The sequence below is a fragment of the Candidatus Binataceae bacterium genome (genome assembly GCA_035508495.1).
In the GTDB taxonomy this organism is placed as follows: Bacteria; Desulfobacterota; Binatia; order Binatales; family Binataceae; genus JASHPB01.
In genome coordinates this window covers 47,882-63,806 of record DATJMX010000052.1, presented here as the reverse complement: position 1 = coordinate 63,806, position 15,925 = coordinate 47,882, and the positions used below count along the sequence as shown (strand labels likewise).

Annotated in this window: 17 protein-coding genes; 6 read left to right on the top strand and 11 right to left on the bottom strand. The window is 60.8% G+C overall.

The window, feature by feature from the left end; all coding sequences use genetic code 11:
- The first annotated feature begins 94 nt into the window (after nucleotides 1-94).
- Nucleotides 95-619, top strand: a complete 525-nt coding sequence (locus tag VMA09_16940; GenBank protein HUA35298.1) for a DUF983 domain-containing protein — start codon at nucleotides 95-97, stop codon at nucleotides 617-619.
- 8 nt (nucleotides 620-627) lie between these two features.
- Here the strand turns inward: VMA09_16940 and VMA09_16935 are convergent, their stop codons facing one another.
- Nucleotides 628-1,311 (bottom strand): hypothetical protein, encoded by a 684-nt coding sequence (locus VMA09_16935; GenBank protein HUA35297.1) that lies wholly within the window; start codon nucleotides 1,309-1,311, stop codon nucleotides 628-630.
- A gap of 74 nt (nucleotides 1,312-1,385) precedes the next feature.
- Nucleotides 1,386-2,270, bottom strand: coding sequence for a GNAT family N-acetyltransferase (locus VMA09_16930; GenBank protein ID HUA35296.1), 885 nt, complete (start codon nucleotides 2,268-2,270; stop codon nucleotides 1,386-1,388).
- 142 nt (nucleotides 2,271-2,412) lie between these two features.
- Between VMA09_16930 and VMA09_16925 the strand changes: the two genes are divergently transcribed.
- Both VMA09_16925 and VMA09_16920 read left to right on the top strand, forming a co-directional pair.
- Nucleotides 2,413-3,597, top strand: a complete 1,185-nt coding sequence (locus VMA09_16925; GenBank protein HUA35295.1) for an acyl-CoA dehydrogenase family protein — start codon at nucleotides 2,413-2,415, stop codon at nucleotides 3,595-3,597.
- Nucleotides 3,598-3,627: 30 nt separating this feature from the next.
- On the top strand, nucleotides 3,628-4,767 hold the full coding sequence (locus VMA09_16920) for an acyl-CoA dehydrogenase family protein (GenBank protein ID HUA35294.1): 1,140 nt from the start codon (nucleotides 3,628-3,630) through the stop codon (nucleotides 4,765-4,767).
- Nucleotides 4,768-4,883: 116 nt separating this feature from the next.
- Here VMA09_16920 and VMA09_16915 read toward each other — a convergent pair whose 3' ends face one another.
- Complete coding sequence (locus VMA09_16915; protein HUA35293.1) at nucleotides 4,884-6,542, bottom strand: APC family permease; 1,659 nt, start codon at nucleotides 6,540-6,542, stop codon at nucleotides 4,884-4,886.
- A gap of 495 nt (nucleotides 6,543-7,037) precedes the next feature.
- Nucleotides 7,038-7,277 (bottom strand): hypothetical protein, encoded by a 240-nt coding sequence (locus tag VMA09_16910; protein ID HUA35292.1) that lies wholly within the window; start codon nucleotides 7,275-7,277, stop codon nucleotides 7,038-7,040.
- Nucleotides 7,278-7,534: 257 nt separating this feature from the next.
- Between VMA09_16910 and VMA09_16905 the strand changes: the two genes are divergently transcribed.
- On the top strand, nucleotides 7,535-8,536 hold the full coding sequence (locus VMA09_16905) for an LLM class F420-dependent oxidoreductase (protein ID HUA35291.1): 1,002 nt from the start codon (nucleotides 7,535-7,537) through the stop codon (nucleotides 8,534-8,536).
- A gap of 76 nt (nucleotides 8,537-8,612) precedes the next feature.
- Here VMA09_16905 and VMA09_16900 read toward each other — a convergent pair whose 3' ends face one another.
- From VMA09_16900 to VMA09_16890, 3 genes are all read right to left on the bottom strand, one after another.
- Nucleotides 8,613-9,401, bottom strand: coding sequence for a hypothetical protein (locus VMA09_16900; GenBank protein ID HUA35290.1), 789 nt, complete (start codon nucleotides 9,399-9,401; stop codon nucleotides 8,613-8,615).
- 252 nt (nucleotides 9,402-9,653) lie between these two features.
- Nucleotides 9,654-10,259: a hypothetical protein gene (locus VMA09_16895; protein ID HUA35289.1), complete on the bottom strand. Its 606-nt coding sequence runs from the start codon at nucleotides 10,257-10,259 to the stop codon at nucleotides 9,654-9,656.
- A gap of 133 nt (nucleotides 10,260-10,392) precedes the next feature.
- Nucleotides 10,393-10,671, bottom strand: a complete 279-nt coding sequence (locus VMA09_16890) for a hypothetical protein (protein HUA35288.1) — start codon at nucleotides 10,669-10,671, stop codon at nucleotides 10,393-10,395.
- 145 nt (nucleotides 10,672-10,816) lie between these two features.
- On the opposite strand from VMA09_16890, the gene VMA09_16885 reads away from it, so the two are divergent.
- Nucleotides 10,817-11,644 carry an SDR family oxidoreductase gene (locus VMA09_16885; protein HUA35287.1) on the top strand — a complete coding sequence of 276 codons (828 nt, stop codon included), beginning with the start codon at nucleotides 10,817-10,819 and terminating at the stop codon, nucleotides 11,642-11,644.
- Nucleotides 11,641-12,261 carry a TetR/AcrR family transcriptional regulator gene (locus VMA09_16880; protein HUA35286.1) on the top strand — a complete coding sequence of 207 codons (621 nt, stop codon included), beginning with the start codon at nucleotides 11,641-11,643 and terminating at the stop codon, nucleotides 12,259-12,261. Before VMA09_16885 ends, VMA09_16880 begins: the two co-directional genes overlap by 4 nt.
- A gap of 219 nt (nucleotides 12,262-12,480) precedes the next feature.
- On the opposite strand, the gene VMA09_16875 is transcribed toward VMA09_16880, so the two are convergent.
- From VMA09_16875 to VMA09_16860, 4 genes are all read right to left on the bottom strand, one after another.
- Nucleotides 12,481-13,044: a hypothetical protein gene (locus VMA09_16875; GenBank protein ID HUA35285.1), complete on the bottom strand. Its 564-nt coding sequence runs from the start codon at nucleotides 13,042-13,044 to the stop codon at nucleotides 12,481-12,483.
- A 120-nt stretch (nucleotides 13,045-13,164) separates the two neighbouring features.
- Nucleotides 13,165-13,389: a Fe-S cluster assembly protein IscX gene (gene iscX / locus VMA09_16870; GenBank protein HUA35284.1), complete on the bottom strand. Its 225-nt coding sequence runs from the start codon at nucleotides 13,387-13,389 to the stop codon at nucleotides 13,165-13,167.
- Nucleotides 13,390-13,407: 18 nt separating this feature from the next.
- Complete coding sequence (dnaK, locus tag VMA09_16865) at nucleotides 13,408-15,270, bottom strand: molecular chaperone DnaK (protein ID HUA35283.1); 1,863 nt, start codon at nucleotides 15,268-15,270, stop codon at nucleotides 13,408-13,410.
- A 3-nt stretch (nucleotides 15,271-15,273) separates the two neighbouring features.
- Nucleotides 15,274-15,906, bottom strand: a complete 633-nt coding sequence (locus tag VMA09_16860) for a hypothetical protein (protein ID HUA35282.1) — start codon at nucleotides 15,904-15,906, stop codon at nucleotides 15,274-15,276.
- Nucleotides 15,907-15,925 lie beyond the last annotated feature (19 nt).

Below are 15,925 nucleotides of genomic sequence, written 5' to 3'. Positions count from 1 at the left end.
CCGCAATCTAATTAGGCATATATCTAATTAGGCGCACCTCGAAATTCAAGCGGCCACATGTACTCGAATCGGTAGACATGCGAGGCTTTTTGCCGTGACCACCGACCAGGAAATCGCGCTTTCGATCGTTATCAGCCTCGGCGTTATCGTTTTGCTCGCGGGGTTGGGCGCGACGGTGATCATCGCGATCGGATGGAGCGAGCGCGAAGCGAATAACGTTGGCGAAGCAGCCGCTGGGCTCCCGCCGGGAATCCTCATCAAGCGCGCGCTCGCTCGCATGTGTCCGATATGCGGGCGCGGCGCGATGTTCAGCTCATACCTTGAAATGCGAAAGCTCTGTCCCGCTTGCGGCGCGCAATTCTGGAAGAACGAAGGCGAGTGGGTAGGCCCGGCAGTAATTGACTATTCGATCGCCGCCGCGGCTGCAGTCATCACGTGGACCGTATTCGTATTCGTGGGAGCAAACTGGATTCTGCAGCTAGCGTTGCCAGTTGCGGCGGCCTTCGCGTCAGCTATCGCCGCGATCCCATGGACGCGCAGCCTTTGGACGCTATTTCTCTTCCTAAACGGCGAAATGGGCCCGCGCCAAGAGGAATCTACGCCGTCACTTCCGAAGTAGAGCGTTACTCAGTGGCTACTGCCGCCTCGATGATAACTGACTAATTCGAAGTTCAGCTGCTGTGGCGACGAAGATTGCACTTTGACAAAGAATCCCACCTCGGGCACATACCATGAAGTCGTCCTGATGTCGGGACCGTGTCGCGCGTCGATGCGATAGGCCTGGAAAGTCCCTGCGGGGACAGTCACCTGTTCGATTCCCATCACGGTGCCGCTGCCGGTTTGCTGAATGAACTCACCACCCGCGGTTGATTGACCGTAACGTGCAGTCCACGTCTTGCCGACTTGCAGGGGGAACTGGGCACTTTGGTCGCAGGGCTGGAAACGTGTGGTGATGTTGTTGTCCTGAAACTGGGTCGCGCACATTTGCGCATCGAGGACGAGAGTCATAGCTCCGGCGTCTAATTGCGGGGTCTGCTTGCTCGCAAAGACCAGCGAATCGCCGTCGTGCTTTACGATCAGATCGAGGTCGGCGGGAAGCTGAAGGCCAGACGCAGTATCGGGAGCGAGGCGAATCGCGAAGTCATCGCCATCATTGAGCGATGGTGCGTTGACCGCCGGTCTGCTCGCGGCCTGCGGCGCGGCCGCCGCCGGCGCGCTCGTCCCCGCGGACGGAGCCGCAGCCTGCTGCCCGCCGCAGCCTGCGCCCACAATCGCGATCGCAACCAGCATCGAGGTCAGTGATGTGCGCACGAAACCCTCCCCACGAGATCAACGAAATGTATGCGCCGCTTATACTGCCGCCCCGCCGCACAATTCAACTGGTCTCAGTCAAGCCGTTTTTTCAGGAAATGATGCGCATGTCCGAGTGGATGATTCTCGAGCACGCCGAAGGTCTCGTATCCGAGGCGCTCGTAGAGCGAGAGCGCGCGCCGGTTGAAGGTGTCGAGATAGGCGCTGCGGCATCCGGCTTCGCCCGCGAGCCGCTCGATCGCGTTCATCAATCGCGTCGCCTGCCCATTTCCCCTAAGCGGCTGATCGACCCAGAGGATTCCGATAAACAACCAGTCACCCCAGAGATTGCCCATCGCTCCGCCGACGATCTCGCCGTCGTCATTGCGCACGAAAACGTTGGCGAGCGACCATGACTGCTCGGGCCGACCGATCGCGCCCGCGGCATGAGTCTGTATTCCGCGTCGAATCGTTGCTTCGGTGTCAGCGGAAACATAGGGCTCCATCGCGATCGTTTCGCGGCTCGCGCGCCGCTCCGTCACCGAAGGTGCGCTCCGCAGATCCTTCGCGAGCCAGTACCGGGAATGGCCTTTGACCGGATGCTCGGGCAGTTCGGCGAAAATGCGGTAGCCGCGCTTTTCATACAGCGGGCGCGCCTCGTAGCTGGCCGTTGTCAGAAACGCACCGACGCATTGGCGGCTGAGTGCGTAGTTCTCCGCCGCAGTCATCAGATCGCTGGCGAGGCCGCGGCCACGCGCGCGCCGGTCTACCCACAGCGACCAGACATGAAGCCATCCGCCAACGACGTTACCGAGGACACCGCCGATGACGGCACTGTGCTCGTCGCGGCTGACGACTCCGACACGCCGGTACTCGTCGAGGCCGATCGTCGCAATGTTGTAATGATGCAGCCCGCGCTCAACCGTCTCGACCCATTCGCGAGGCGGATTCGGCTCGACGACGATCTCAGGCTCTTTCATTGGCGTCCCCCCCTTTGGAATGACAAATGGCCTACGCAGTGCGAGCCTGATCCTGTAGATCGAACACTCGTTAGGATCAATAATCCGTTGATTGGACGCGACCGCTGCGAGCGGCGCGAACAAAGCTTAAGGAGCGATACCGATGGCCGATCTCGAATCCTTCCGGACCGAAACTCGTGCGTGGCTCGAAGCGAATTGTCCGCCCGAAATGCGCCAACCGCTACGCGGCGAAGAAGACACGTGCTGGGGCGGACGCAAGTGGAAATTCCAGTCCGAGGCGCAGCGCCAATGGCTCGAGCGCATGGCCGCCAAAGGCTGGACCGTGCCCGAATGGCCGCGCGAGTACGGCGGCGGCGGACTCTCTCGCGAGGAAACCAAGATCCTGCGCGAGGAGATGCGCAAGCTCGGCTGCCGTTCGCCCCTCGACAGCTTCGGCATCTGGATGCTCGGCCCGGCGCTCCTGAAATACGGTAACGAGGAGCAGAAGCGCGAGCATCTGCCGAAAATCGCGCGTGGCGAAATCCGCTGGTGCCAGGGCTATTCGGAACCCGGCTCCGGCTCCGACCTCGCCTCGCTCCAGACCCGCGCCGAGGACAAGGGCGATCAGTATCTCGTCAACGGCTCGAAAATCTGGACCTCGTACGCCGACAAGGCCGACTGGATTTTCTGCCTCGTGCGCACCGATCCCAAAGCGCCCAAGCACGAGGGAATCAGCTTCATCCTTTTCGACATGCAAAGCCCCGGCGTCACGACCGCGCCGATCACGCTCATCTCGGGCAACTCGCCCTTTTGCCAGACGTTCTTCGAAGATGTCGTAGTGCCGAAGGCGAATCTCGTCGGCACCCTCAACAAGGGATGGGATGTCGCGAAGTTCCTGCTCACGCATGAGCGCGACATGATCGGCGGTATGGGCGGCAACACCGGCGAGACCCGCACGCTCGGCCAGGTCGCGACGGATTCGATCGGCCTCGAAAACGGCGTCCTCGCCGACACGAACCTGCGCGCGCAGATCGCCGCGCTCGATATCGACGCGTGGGCGTTTCGCCTCACGATGGATCGCGTCGGCGACCTGATGAAATCCGGCAAGGCCAACGGCGCCGTCTCGTCACTCCTGAAATATTACGGCACCGAGCTCAACAAGCGCCGCCAGGAGCTGATCATGTCGGCCGGCGGTTCTGACGCTCTGGAATGGGAAGGCGAGCACTCGCACGAAGGGCGCGCGGCGCGTGCGTGGCTGCGCTCCAAGGCCAATTCGATCGAGGGCGGCACCAGCGAGGTTCAGCTCAACATCATCGCCAAGCGGCTTTTGAATCTGCCCGGCGCGTAAACAATCTGACAGGAAACTAGAAACACGTAGATGGCACTCGTTCTGACTGACGAACAATCGATGCTCCGCGATACGACGCGGGGTTTTCTCTCCAAGAACGCTCCGATCGCGCACTTGCGGCAGCTGCGCGACAGCCACGATCGCGAGGGCTTCTCGCGCCCGCTGTGGAAGGAATTCGCGGGCAATGGATGGGCCGGGATTCTCATTCCCGAAGCTCACGGCGGACTCGGCCTCGGCCACGTCGAAGCCGGAATCGTGATGGAAGAGCTCGGGCACACGCTGACGCCGTCGCCGTTTTTCGCGACCGCGATCGTTGCGGCGAGCGCAATCGCGCGCGGCGGCAGCGATGCGCAGAAGAGCAAGTATCTGCCGAAGATCGCGAGCGGCGAATTGATCGCGACGCTCGCGATCGACGAAACGCCCAAGCATCGGCCGGAAAAGGTCGCGCTAGGCGCGGCGCCGGCCTCCAACGGCTTCACCCTCACCGGCGCGAAGAGCTTCGTCGTCGATGGGCACGTCGCCGACCTGATTATCGTAGCGGCGCGAACCTCCGGTGCTCCCGCTGAGACTCGCGGCATCACGCTTTTCGCAATCGATGCGAAGAGCCATGGGATTCACGTTGAGCGCACTTTCGCCGTCGATAATCACAATGTCGCGCGGATCGTGTTCGACAAAACGCCCGCTCCTCGTGAAGCAATAGTCGGCGAAGTAGACAACGGTTGGAGTGTCCTCGACGGCACGCTCAACGTCGGCCGCGCCGCGCTCGCGGCGGAGCTGCTGGGCGCTGGTGACGAGGCATTCGGCCGCACTGTGACCTATCTCAAAGAGCGCAAACAATTCGGCAAGCTGATCGGCGAATTCCAGGGCCTGCAGCATCGCGCCGCGCATCTTTATTGCGAGCTCGAAGTTGCGCGCTCGGCCGTGCTGAAGGCGCTGCAGACGCTCGATGAATCGTTCGCCAATGCGGGCGCGATAGTTTCGGTCGCCAAGGCCAAGGCGGGACAGGCCGCGACCCTCGCGGCGCAGGAAGGAATCCAGATGCACGGCGGAATCGGGATGACTGACGAGTTCGATATCGGATTTTTCCTGAAGCGCGTGCGCGTATTGCAGGAGCTGTTCGGCGATTCGAACTTTCACGCCGATCGAATCGCGCGCCTGGGCCGCTACTAACTAGTAAGTCGAAAATATTACGGGCCGGGACTGCGTTAGCAGACCCGGCCCGGTGGAGAGACAGTCATCGGCAGAAGCAACCGTTGCTATTTGCTCGGTGACTGCGGAAAACGGCCTTAGGCCGGTTTCGTCGCAAGTATAGTTTCCTTTCCCCGCTTCTTCGAGTTCATGCTGAAATAGACCGCGCCATAGGTGCCCCACAGAATCGCGATACCGACGGCGATCAGCGGTTCCTTCACGCTGCCGAGACCCTCGATCGGTCCAATGACGTAGAACGCCATGCAAGCGAGGTTGGCGAGCGCGCCAAACACAGGCACCACCATATGCTTGAAGCCCGAGAACTCATGATGCTCGCGGAAGGCCACGATGCAGATGATATTGGTCAGGCCGTACAGCATGAATGTTCCGAAGTTGGAAACCAAGGTTACCAGTGCCAGGCCGTTGGGCAACGAAGATAGCCCCGCGTTCGAGCTCATGCCGATCGCATACCAGAGATTATGCGGCAGGGCGGCGATGGTCTTATCGTCGGGCGCCGCAGAACCAGCAAAGAAGAACAGGGCGGCATACGCGCCGATCACCGCTGAAATCGTTGCCAGCACCCAGATGGCGCGATGCGGGGTGAGGTTCTCGCCGTGCAGCAGTCCGAAGTGCTCCGGCACTTCCTCGTCGCGGCCCATCGCAAACGTCACGCGCGCGCCGGTGTTGATACAGCTAAGGGTCGTACCGATCAACGCGAGAAATACAGTCAAGGCCTCGATCAACATAAAGGCCTGACCGTGGCCGCCGAGCAGCGTATTGCCGATGATCACCATCATGTCGCCAATCGGCGCCGCGGAGCCTTTGGCATCGGCGAGGCTGTAGGCGTTATTCATGAAGTAGTTGGCGGCAAAGTATTCGATCAGATACATGAACAGGCACTGGATCGTGATCGAAAGGAGCACGCCGCGGGGAATATCTTTCTTGGGATTCCTGGCTTCTTCGCCGAGTGAAGTAATTGACTCGAATCCGACCAGGAGCAGAATCGCCACCGTCGCTTGCAGCATTACCCAGTTCAGATTATGCGGTGCGACAACTGAGAATGCCGAGGTATGCGCCGGCGTGTCGCCGGTGAATGCGTAGTGCAGAACCTTCTTTGTGCCATCGAGCGCCATGCCCATCGAGCCCTCGGGATGGCCGAGGCGGTAAGAGATCGCAAGCGCGGAGAAGAAGAGCAGTGCAATGATCTGGACCACGTTGATTCCGAGATTGACCATCGTCGAACCGACCACACCACGGTACGCAATGTATGAGATCGCGTACGACGCGATAATGGCGATAAAGGCCATGAACACCGGACCCGGAATACTTGAATTCATTAGATTCGGGTTGAGTGTGCCGACGATGTAGCCAATCATGACGCCGATCGTCGCCGCCATCACTCCCGGGTATACCCAGTAGTAAAGATGAGAAGCCCAGCCAGTAACGAATTTGGCTATACGGGCAAAACGATAAGCATTAGTCTTGGTCAGGAATGCCTGCTCGGCGAAGAGGTATGAACTCCCTGCACCGGGATAGAGCTTGGCGAGCTCGGAGTAGGAAATCGCAGTAGCATATGCGAGCACGATCGCCGCGAATATTCCGAACCACATCGCCATGCCGGAGGGAAATGCGTATCCCGCCTGAATGACGAATGTGATCCACAGAAACGCGCCGGGCGCGATTAGCGCCATCGCGTTTACCGTCACCCCGGTAAGTCCCAGGGTGGGGACCATTTTCTTTTCAGTTGCCTCGGCCATATTTGATAGTTTCCTCCTCAGGTCGCGCGTGCCTGACTGTTTGGTATCGTCGGATCAACCCTCCGATGCGTTCGGAGCCCATCAGCAGAAAACATGCCGTGCATGATGCAACGAGCTAGTCGGCATCAGCCGATTTTCGGAGCGTTGCAATCCGAACTGAGAGGGAGGGGTATGCCATTTCAAAATGCATTTGCTGTGTCGTGTTGCCTTACGAGTGCAATGCAGTCTGCATTTTATGGCAGCGAAAGTCGGCCGGAGGTGCGACAGGTTGCAGCAAGTCACCGTCGCGCAGGTTCAGCCTGAAATCGTGCCGCTCGAATAGGCAGAGCCCGCGTAAAGGGCAGGTACGCGCCTATCGATTCAGCAGCTAATTGGAATTTGCAGTTGGCTTCGAGACGGCCGCGATTCAATCATCAATGGCGCGCGACGCAGTTCATCAAAATGAGCTTTGAAGATGCAGTCCTAAAAGCTCGCGCGAGCCGCGGGAAGATCTGATCATAGTAAATGTCGATTGCGAACCCGGCCGCTTGCACTCGCAGGATTGTCGAGCCCGGTGCTGCCCTGTACCCGGTGCCGGGAGAAATCGCCGAGCGCATAGCCGACGAAGAGGCGGAAGTTGGGCCTCATTTGGTTTTCGAGCGAGAAGAGAAACGCGCCTTGGCTCCTGCTCGAGCTTTTCGGCCTGCCGGGCTCCAGCGTCAGTTCGTTGCCGGGATCGACGTCTTGCGTGATCATCTGGTCGAAAGAAGTTGCGCTGTCCAACCTGGGCCTGCGCGCGGGTTGCGATCGCAATGAGCGCTGCAGCGACGACCGCAATGAAGGTCGCAAGAGCGGCGCAGGGCGCCTAAACACAACTATTTGTATAAGTATTGTTACCGTGAGGCTCAGATGAAGCCGGCGCGCCGCGTTAGGTTCGGGCGGGATCCGCCACTTGGTGGGGTGTGCGCTCGTATGCAGGGTGCGCTAGATTCGCTGGCCGAGAGGAAGTTCCCATGCGACTTGGAATCACGATTCCGCACGAGCCGTTTCAGAATCCGCACCTGGCCGATCTCGTTCGCACCGCCGAACGCTGCGGCTATACCGATGCGTGGTCTTACGAATCGTTTGGCGCCGACGCATTCAGCCCGATCGCGGCGGCCTCGATGGTGAGCACGAAGCTGCGCTTCGGCACCGCGATCGTGCCGGTATTTTCGCGGCCCGCGCCACTGATCGCGATGTCGGCGATCACGACCAATCAGATCTCCGGCGGCCGTTTCATCCTGGGCCTTGGCATCTCGACGCCGAACATCATGCAAGGCTGGATGGGCGTGCCGTTTCGCAAGCCCGTCACGATGATGAAGGAGACGGTGCAGGCGCTGCGCGCGATCTTTCGCGGCGAGAAGGTCACGCTCAACGGTCAGATGGTCCACATCAACGGATTCAAGATCGATATTCCGTTCGAGCAGCCGCCCCCGATCTATATCGGTGCGCAGGGCTCGCTGATGCTGCGGCTCGCGGGCGAGATCGGCGACGGGCTGATTGTCAACTTCATCACGCCCGAGACTCTCCCCGCGATGCTCGAGCATACGCGCGAGGGGATGCGCGCGACGGGCAAGGATCCCGCCACGCTCGACGTCGCATGCCGGATCATCGTCGCGCTCGACGAGGATGAAGGCACGGTGCGAACGCTGTTCAAGCGCTCGCTGACCGCCTACGTGACGGTGCCGCAGTACAACAAGTTCTTCCGCGAGATCGGTTTTGAAAATGAAGCCGGCACTGCAATCGAGGCGTGGAACGCCGGCGATCGCAAGAAAGCGCTCGAATCAGTGACCGATGCGATGGTCGAGAAGATTTTCGTCTTCGGCAACGCCGCGCAATGCAAGCGCCGGCTCGACGATTACGCGCGGGGCGGTATCACGACGACGGCCCTGCAATTCTCGTCGTTCGCATCGACGCCGGATGAGCGCGCCAGAAGGATTTTGAGCGCGATCGAAAAGCTCGCGGCCGCTTACTAATCGAGAAAAAGAAGAGGGCGCCTCGCCGGGAGGATGACGAGGCGCCTGTTTCGCGCATCGGGGCTGGAGCGATGCGCTACCGAATGAATGGCGCCAGCATCGAGCCGAGCCCGTTGTTAGCGTAGGCGCCGTTTCTGTAATTTCCGTTGTAGCCGGAGGGCCGGCCATACGCATTGTAGGCGTTGGCGCTCGCGAAACCGCCGTTACCGTTGTACCCGGTGTTGTAACGATTATAGCTGGTGGGAGCGGTATACCCGCGATTCGGCATGAAGTTCTGCGTCAAGCCGATGTTGCCGGCACCTGGGCCGCAGGCCGCGCCGCCGCCATTTTGATAGATGAGCTTGTTGGTGTATTCGAGCTGCGTGTTGAGCCGATGCGCATCGTTCCAGTTCCGCGCGTAGCTCTCCTGCGCGATCTGGTTGTTGAGCAATCCGCGCATCTGCATCAAGTGTTGCATGCCGGGACCGCATCCGGGCGCCCCCGCGCCATAGGGTGCGCTTGAATAGCCGGCGTAAGCCGGCGCGCCGTAACCGCCGAATGCCGGGGCCGCATAGCCACCGTAAACCGGCGCCCCATAGCCACCGTACGCCGGCGCCGAGTAGCCGCCGCCGTAGGCGGGCGCCGAATAGCCGCGATATCCAGGATTATAGACCGGTGCGTATCCGTTCGGAGAGTAATTGGGCCGCGCTGAATTGTAGACATTGGGCGCCTGACCCTTATGATTCCAGCCGTTCTCGTGCTTGCCCCACTTCGCGAAATCGTGATGCCAGTGATGGTGGTAATCGTCCGCCAGAGCACTCATCGGCAGACCGAGCATCATGGCAATCCCCACTATCGTTACCGCAGCCAGCCGCTTCGACCTCATCGTCAAGTCCTCCTGCGGCTTCGCCGAGCATCAACTGATCATCGCTGTGATCGTGAAATTGCTCTGGTCTACGAAGCAGCGCTGATTTGAGTACGAATACGCGCGAGGCTGGTTACATCGGCGTCCTCATACTCCATACAAGAGGAAGAAATTCGAGATGATTCGCGGATTCCAATCGATGACGTAAAAGAAAAGAGGCTGCAGCGGGGAGGCACGGAGGCGCTGCAGCCTGAGGAGATCGGCAGTTGAGGCCTAGTGCATGAAGCCTTGGAGGAGCGGACCCAGCATCGATGTCAGCGGGCTGCCGGCTGCACCGTTGGCGTTGGTTCCCGGAGCTGCACCAGTTGCGCCGTTCTGGCCTCCCATCAGCGCGCCGAGCAAGGAGCCAGCCCCGCTCGGGGATTGGCCGGCGCCATTCGCTGCACCGTATCCTTGCGCACCGTAGCCTTGCGGTGCGCCATATCCCTGCGAAGCGCCGCCATTGCCCTGAGCCATGTACTGTTGTGGAGATCCATACGGCCCGGAGGACGGCTGATTCTGCGAATAGCCGCTGCCGGTTGACGAGCATCCGTTCGGACCGAGCTGGCCGATTTGCTGGTTGACGGAATCGAGCTGCGAGGCGAGTTCATGAGCGCTGCTGTAGTCGTGGTAATAGTCGGCCTGCGAAATCTGGTTGTTGAGGTCCTCGCGCTCCTGCATCAGTTGCGCGAATTGCGGATTGCTGGCGCATCCGCCACCGCCGCCCGAGGCGTATGACCCGCCGCCCCCGTAGCCGCCGAAGTTCTGTGCCAGCGCCGCAGCCGGGATCGCGAACATGAACGCCGCGCCAACAATCGCCATCAGAAATCGCCGCGTCATGAACTGATACCTCCCGCGCATAGAGCCTCGATCGAATCGCTCCAATAACCAATACGATGCGCGCGCGATCCGCGTTTCATCGAAATCGCGCTAGCGATGGCAAAGTTCTGAATAGCTCGAATCGGCGACAGGTTCAGACAAAGGTGCGGCGCGCGAGCCAGTACATCACGGCCCCCGCGACCGCATAGACTGCGATTCCTTCGATCAGGCTGAAACCGCTGGTCATGAGGAAGAGACCGAGCACGAGGGCGGTCGCGACGATGGCCACGACCTGTTCGGTGCGGCGCTCGCGAGCGCGGACCTTGGCGACGTGCTCGGTGATCGCGGCGCCGCAGTTGGGGCATACGCCACCGCGCTTGACGACCAGGTCGGCGTCGCACTCGGGGCATTCGATTTTGGTCCGCAGCGGCATCGTTCCCGCAAGTCATCTGACCTCAGACGAGGCTCGATCTCAATCCCTATCAAGTAAGCTCTTCCCTCGCACAACCCGCCGTGTTAGACGGTTTGACCAGTTTATTTTAATCGGTCATCTGGTCATGACCGGAGGGAGCATCATCATGGCGGACGCAAAAGCATTGTCGGGCAAGACCGCGATCGTTACCGGCGCGTCGAGCGGCATCGGCCGCGCAATCGCACTCAGAGTGGGCGAGGCGGGCGCGCACGTCTTCGTCGCCGGGCGCAACAAGTCCTCGCTCGATGCGATCGCGCGCGAGATCGGCGAGCGCGGCGGTAAAGCGAGCACGCAGGCGTTCGATATTCGCGACGTTAAGGCGTTGCAGAATTTCATCGCCGGCGCGGCCAAGGATTCGGGCGGGCTCGATATCATGGTCAACAACGCGGGCCTCGAGTTTCCGAGTTCGATTATCGAAGGCGATCCGGATCGCTGGCGCGAGATGCTCGAAGTCAATGTACTGTCGCTGCTCGTGGGCTCGCAGGCAGCGATTCGTGCGATGCGCGCTTGCGGGGCCCAGGGGCACATCGTAAATATTTCGTCCGTGGCGGGACGCAGCGAGGCCTCGGGCGTGTACGGCTCGACCAAGTGGGCGGTGAACTCGATCGCGACGTCGCTGCGCAAGGAGCTGGAAGGCGATACGATTCGAGTCGTGAACATCATGCCGGGAGCGGTCGCCACCAACTTCGCGCGCAACTTCCCGCCCGAGTTCGTGCAGGGAATCGTCAGCTCGCTCGGTCTCCAGGCGGACTTCAAGCCGGGCGAGCAGATGCCGGCCGAGCTGCTCGACCAGGTCGCCAAGGCGGGCAAGCTGTTTCTCGCCGCCGCCGACGATATCGCGCGCGCCGTGCTCTATGCGGTCACGCAGCCGATTGAGCTCAACGTTTTCGAAATGGTCGTGAGACCGCAGAGGCAGTTGCAACTTCCATCATGATCAAACACGAGCGGGGTGCGCCGGAAGCCAAGCGCGCAGCGATCCTCGATGCCGCGCAGAAACTCTTCAGCCGGTACGGCTACCGGCGCACCTCGATCGACGACATCGCACGCGAGGCGGAAATCGCCAAGGGCACGGTGTATCTCAGCTTCAAGAGCAAGGAAGAAATCTTTCGCGCGCTGTGCGAGAGCATGTGCGTGCGAGTGCAGGCCGAGGCCGCGCGCGCATCCGCGATGGAAGCGCCGATCGAACGACGCCTTGCGGCGATCCTCGAAGCCAAGTACGGATTCTATTTCGACCTGGTGCAGCGCTCGCCGCATGCGGCCGAGCTGATGGACTCGAAGAACCGGCTCTCCGAAGACATCTTCACGCCGGCCGATCGCAAGTACGCGAAGACCCTGCGCGACACGATCGAAACGGCGGCGCGCCGCGGCGAAATCGATCCCGCCCGCGCTGGCCTCGACGCGGCAGGCGTCGCGGAGCTGCTGTCGGCATCAGCAACCGGGATCGAGAAAACCGCCAATGCGCCCGCAACGTTCCATCGCAGATTGCGCGATTTAGCCCGTATGACTACGGCCGCACTCACCTCGCGCGCGGCAGAAGCATCTCCCAAGTAGCATTCTGAGATAACCTCGCTCGCACAGCGGGAGAGGTTGTTTCAGAAGTGAGAGGCCGACTAACGGCTCGCGCCTTCTTTTGAGAATTGAGGCCACGGCGCAGCTTGAGATCGCATTCGAGCGCCGGCGCTATCGCGCGCGGTCGCTGATTAACGCGGCCCTCTCCCTTTGTGGGAGAGGGCTTTATGCGCAATCCAGTGGTCGAAAAGTGACTGCGCGCTAGCCGTGCTTGCGCATCTTGTGTGCTGCGGCTGCCGGGTGCGGACGATGCCGTTCGTCGCGGCGCGGAAGATGCGTCGCGACGGGCACGATCTTCACCGCGGGCGCCGCGGGCTTTTGCGCGACGAATACTGCCGCCGGCGCAGGCGTCGCTGCCTCTTGCGCGGCGACCGCCATCGCCCGCGCGGCTTCTTCAGCCATAGCGGCGCGGCGGCGCTCGATGAGCGCGAGGCGGTTTTCCTTCCAGCGCTTCAATCCGCTGCGCATGTATTCCGGGTTGATGTCGAGCATGTCGCAGACGTTGTCGAACGAGAACACCCAGCGCTTGTCCTCGTGATTGATCCATTCCTCGGCGTCGCGGAACAGACGCTGGCCCTTGTTGGTGCTGGCCTCGATGCACTTCATAAAGCACTCGATCGCGTCTTCCAACACGCTCAGAATCAGGCGCTTCTCGCCTTCGAGGAGATGCTTCTTGCGCATCGCCTCGAAGTATTGAATTGGCAAAAGGGTGTCTGGCTCGAACAGAGCCGGCAACCTTTCGTCCAGGGTTTCCTTTTCCTGCATCTTCTCTCCCCGATCCGTCGTCCTCAAGCTATTCTCATCCACCGCCCCGCCCTCCTGATTTTACGGCTTAAACACGTGCAGGCCCCTGTGGCCTACTTTTCGACGTATTTACTCCGTGAATTATTCAGAATCGTCTTCGTTTTGTTCCTTGTAGATCTCGTGCCATGCCATCTGGATGGCCTCAAGCTTGCCTTCGGTCGATCCGTTGCGATCGTCATCGAATTCATCGAGATCGATCACCCACTGACGCAAATCGGTGAACCTGGCGTCGAGTGGATTAAGCCCGGGATGATTTTCCGCGAGCACTTCGGCGAGTTCTTCCGCCTGTTCCCACTTGAGTCCCATCGCGTTCCGATTCCTCCGTCAGGACAATTCCTCGACCGATTTCTTTTCGAGCGCGTCCTTGATAGCCGCGTCCATAATTCGTTGCGCGAACGGCGTGGTCAGCTCGTTCAGCTCTTCGACCAGTTTGGCGATTAGTTCGCGATCGGTGCCTTTACGTGCATCTTCCAACCGCCCCACCGCCTCCTCGATCCGCGCGCGCTCGTCGCTCGCGACCAGCCCTGCCCACTCGCCGAGTTGCTTGTGAAGTGCGCCAAGAATCTGCTCGGCGTCGTTGCGGGCCGTGATGAGCAGCCGCTCTTCGAGGTCCTGCTCACCCAGATCGATCGCCTCTTCGAGCATCCGTTCGATTTCTTCGTCGTCGAGCCCATAGCTCGGCTTAACGTCGACCGAATGCTCGCGCCCCGTGCGCTCGTCGCGCGCGTTTACGTTAAGTATCCCGTTTGCATCGATAAGGAAAGTTACTTCGATGCGCGGCAGCCCTGCTGGCTGGGACTCGATCGGGCCCAGCTTGAAGCGCGCGAGGCTACGGCAATCCTTAGCAAGCTCGCGCTCTCCTTGCAAAACATGAATATCGACGTGGGTCTGGTTATCCACAGCCGTCGTGAAGCCTTCAGCTACGCTGGTCGGAATAGTGGTATTGCGATGAATGATACGCTCCATTACGCCGCCCATCGTCTCGATCCCGAGCGACAGCGGGACGACATCGAGCAGGAGCATGTCACCCTGGGTGCCCATCAATACTCCTGCTTGCACTGCTGCCCCCAACGCCACCACTTCCTCAGGATCGAGCGAACTGAGCGGTTCGCGGCCAAAGAGGCGCCTCACCTGCTCGCGAACATAGGGCATTCGCGTCGAGCCACCGACCAATACTACGGCTTCGATAGCGGAAGGTTTCAGCTTGGCGTCGCTCAGCGCCATTTCGCAGCGCTTTAACGTGCGCGCGACGAACGGCTCGGCGAGTTTTTCAAGTGAACTGCGCGTCAGCAGCTTCTCGATACGATGGCCCGGGAGCTCGACGACGATCTTCGTCTCCGCGGCGTCGCTGAGGCGCTTCTTGGCGTCTTCGGCGGCGATTCGCGCGGTGTTCCACACGTGGCGCTCGACCTTGAGCGTCTCCGGCAGTTCGGTCGTGAGCCATTCGACGATAGCGCGATCGATATCGTCGCCGCCGAGATGCGTATCGCCGTTGGTCGCGAGGACCTCGAAAATTCCTTCCTTGATACTCAGGATCGATACGTCGAAGGTGCCGCCGCCGAAGTCATAGACAGCGACGTTGCCCGTCGCCATTTTACCGAGCCCGTACGCGAGCGACGCCGCAGTCGGCTCATTAACGAGGCGCACGACATCGAGGCCCGCGAGCCGGCCGGCATCCTTGGTTGCCTGGCGCTGGCCGTCGTTGAAATAGGCAGGGACAGTGATAACGACGCGCTCGACTTTTTCGCCGAGCGCTTTCTCGGCACGTTCCTTCAGCGCGCGCAGAATCTCGGCGGAGATCTGCGGCGGCGTGAAAGTGCGCTTGCCGATCTGGAATCGTACGACCGGGCCGCTGAGATCGGCGAAGGTGTAGCGCTGGCGATCCTCGGATGCGACCTCGTCGCCGCCGAGGCCCATGTAGCGCTTCACCGATCGAACCACGGCGCCGTATTCGCCGCCGGCAAAGCCAACCGCGCTCACGCGGCCATCTTTTTCGACGGTGAGATGCGGTTCCATTTCGATCGCCTTGGCGCCCACTTCAACTTTGCCGTCGGGCGCGATCGCGACCACCGAGGGCAGCAGCGCGGCGCTTGAGTCCGTCTCGCCTATCACCTTGGGTGCGGCGCCATCCATGATCGCGATCAGGCTGTTGGTGGTGCCGAGGTCGATACCGAAAATTCGTTCCATCGTTTACGCGGCCTTCGCGTTCTCCAACGCGCGGTCAACATCGCGGATCAGTGTGCGCAGGTATGCGATCTTCGAAAGGATCGCTTTCAGCTCCAAAGTCAGTTGTTTTGCGTCGTCCGGCTGGCTCGAATCCCAGCGCGCGAAATTCTTGTCGAGCTCGTCGAGCGACGACGCGACCATCAATTCGATTTCGTCGCGCCGCGTCGTGATTGCGCTGCGCGCGGCATCCGATTTGTCGGAATCGAGATCGGCAAGCTGCTCCTGAACATCGAAGACCAACTCGGCGAGATCAGGCGGCACCTGGTTGTTGTTGGTGCCGAGCTTTTCGCCATGCAATTCGAGCCAGTAAAGACCGCGAGTCACCGAATCGCGCAGCGTGCGATTCGCGCGGGTGAGCAGGGCGGTCGCGCGGAGGCTTGCGCTGCGCACGCGGGCGTTCTGCGATGCATATTTGTCAGGATGAATGCGGCGGCTCAGGTCGTGATACGTGCGCTCGAGCGCAGCGGGATCGACCACAAGCTTTTTCGGAAGGCCCAGCGCGGCGAACAGATCGGTCTCGGCGCCGAGCGGAGTGCCGCACTGTTCACATATCAATTGCGGCTGTTGCCGCCGCGCACATGACGGGCATTCGATCATTGGCTGGATAAATTCCCCG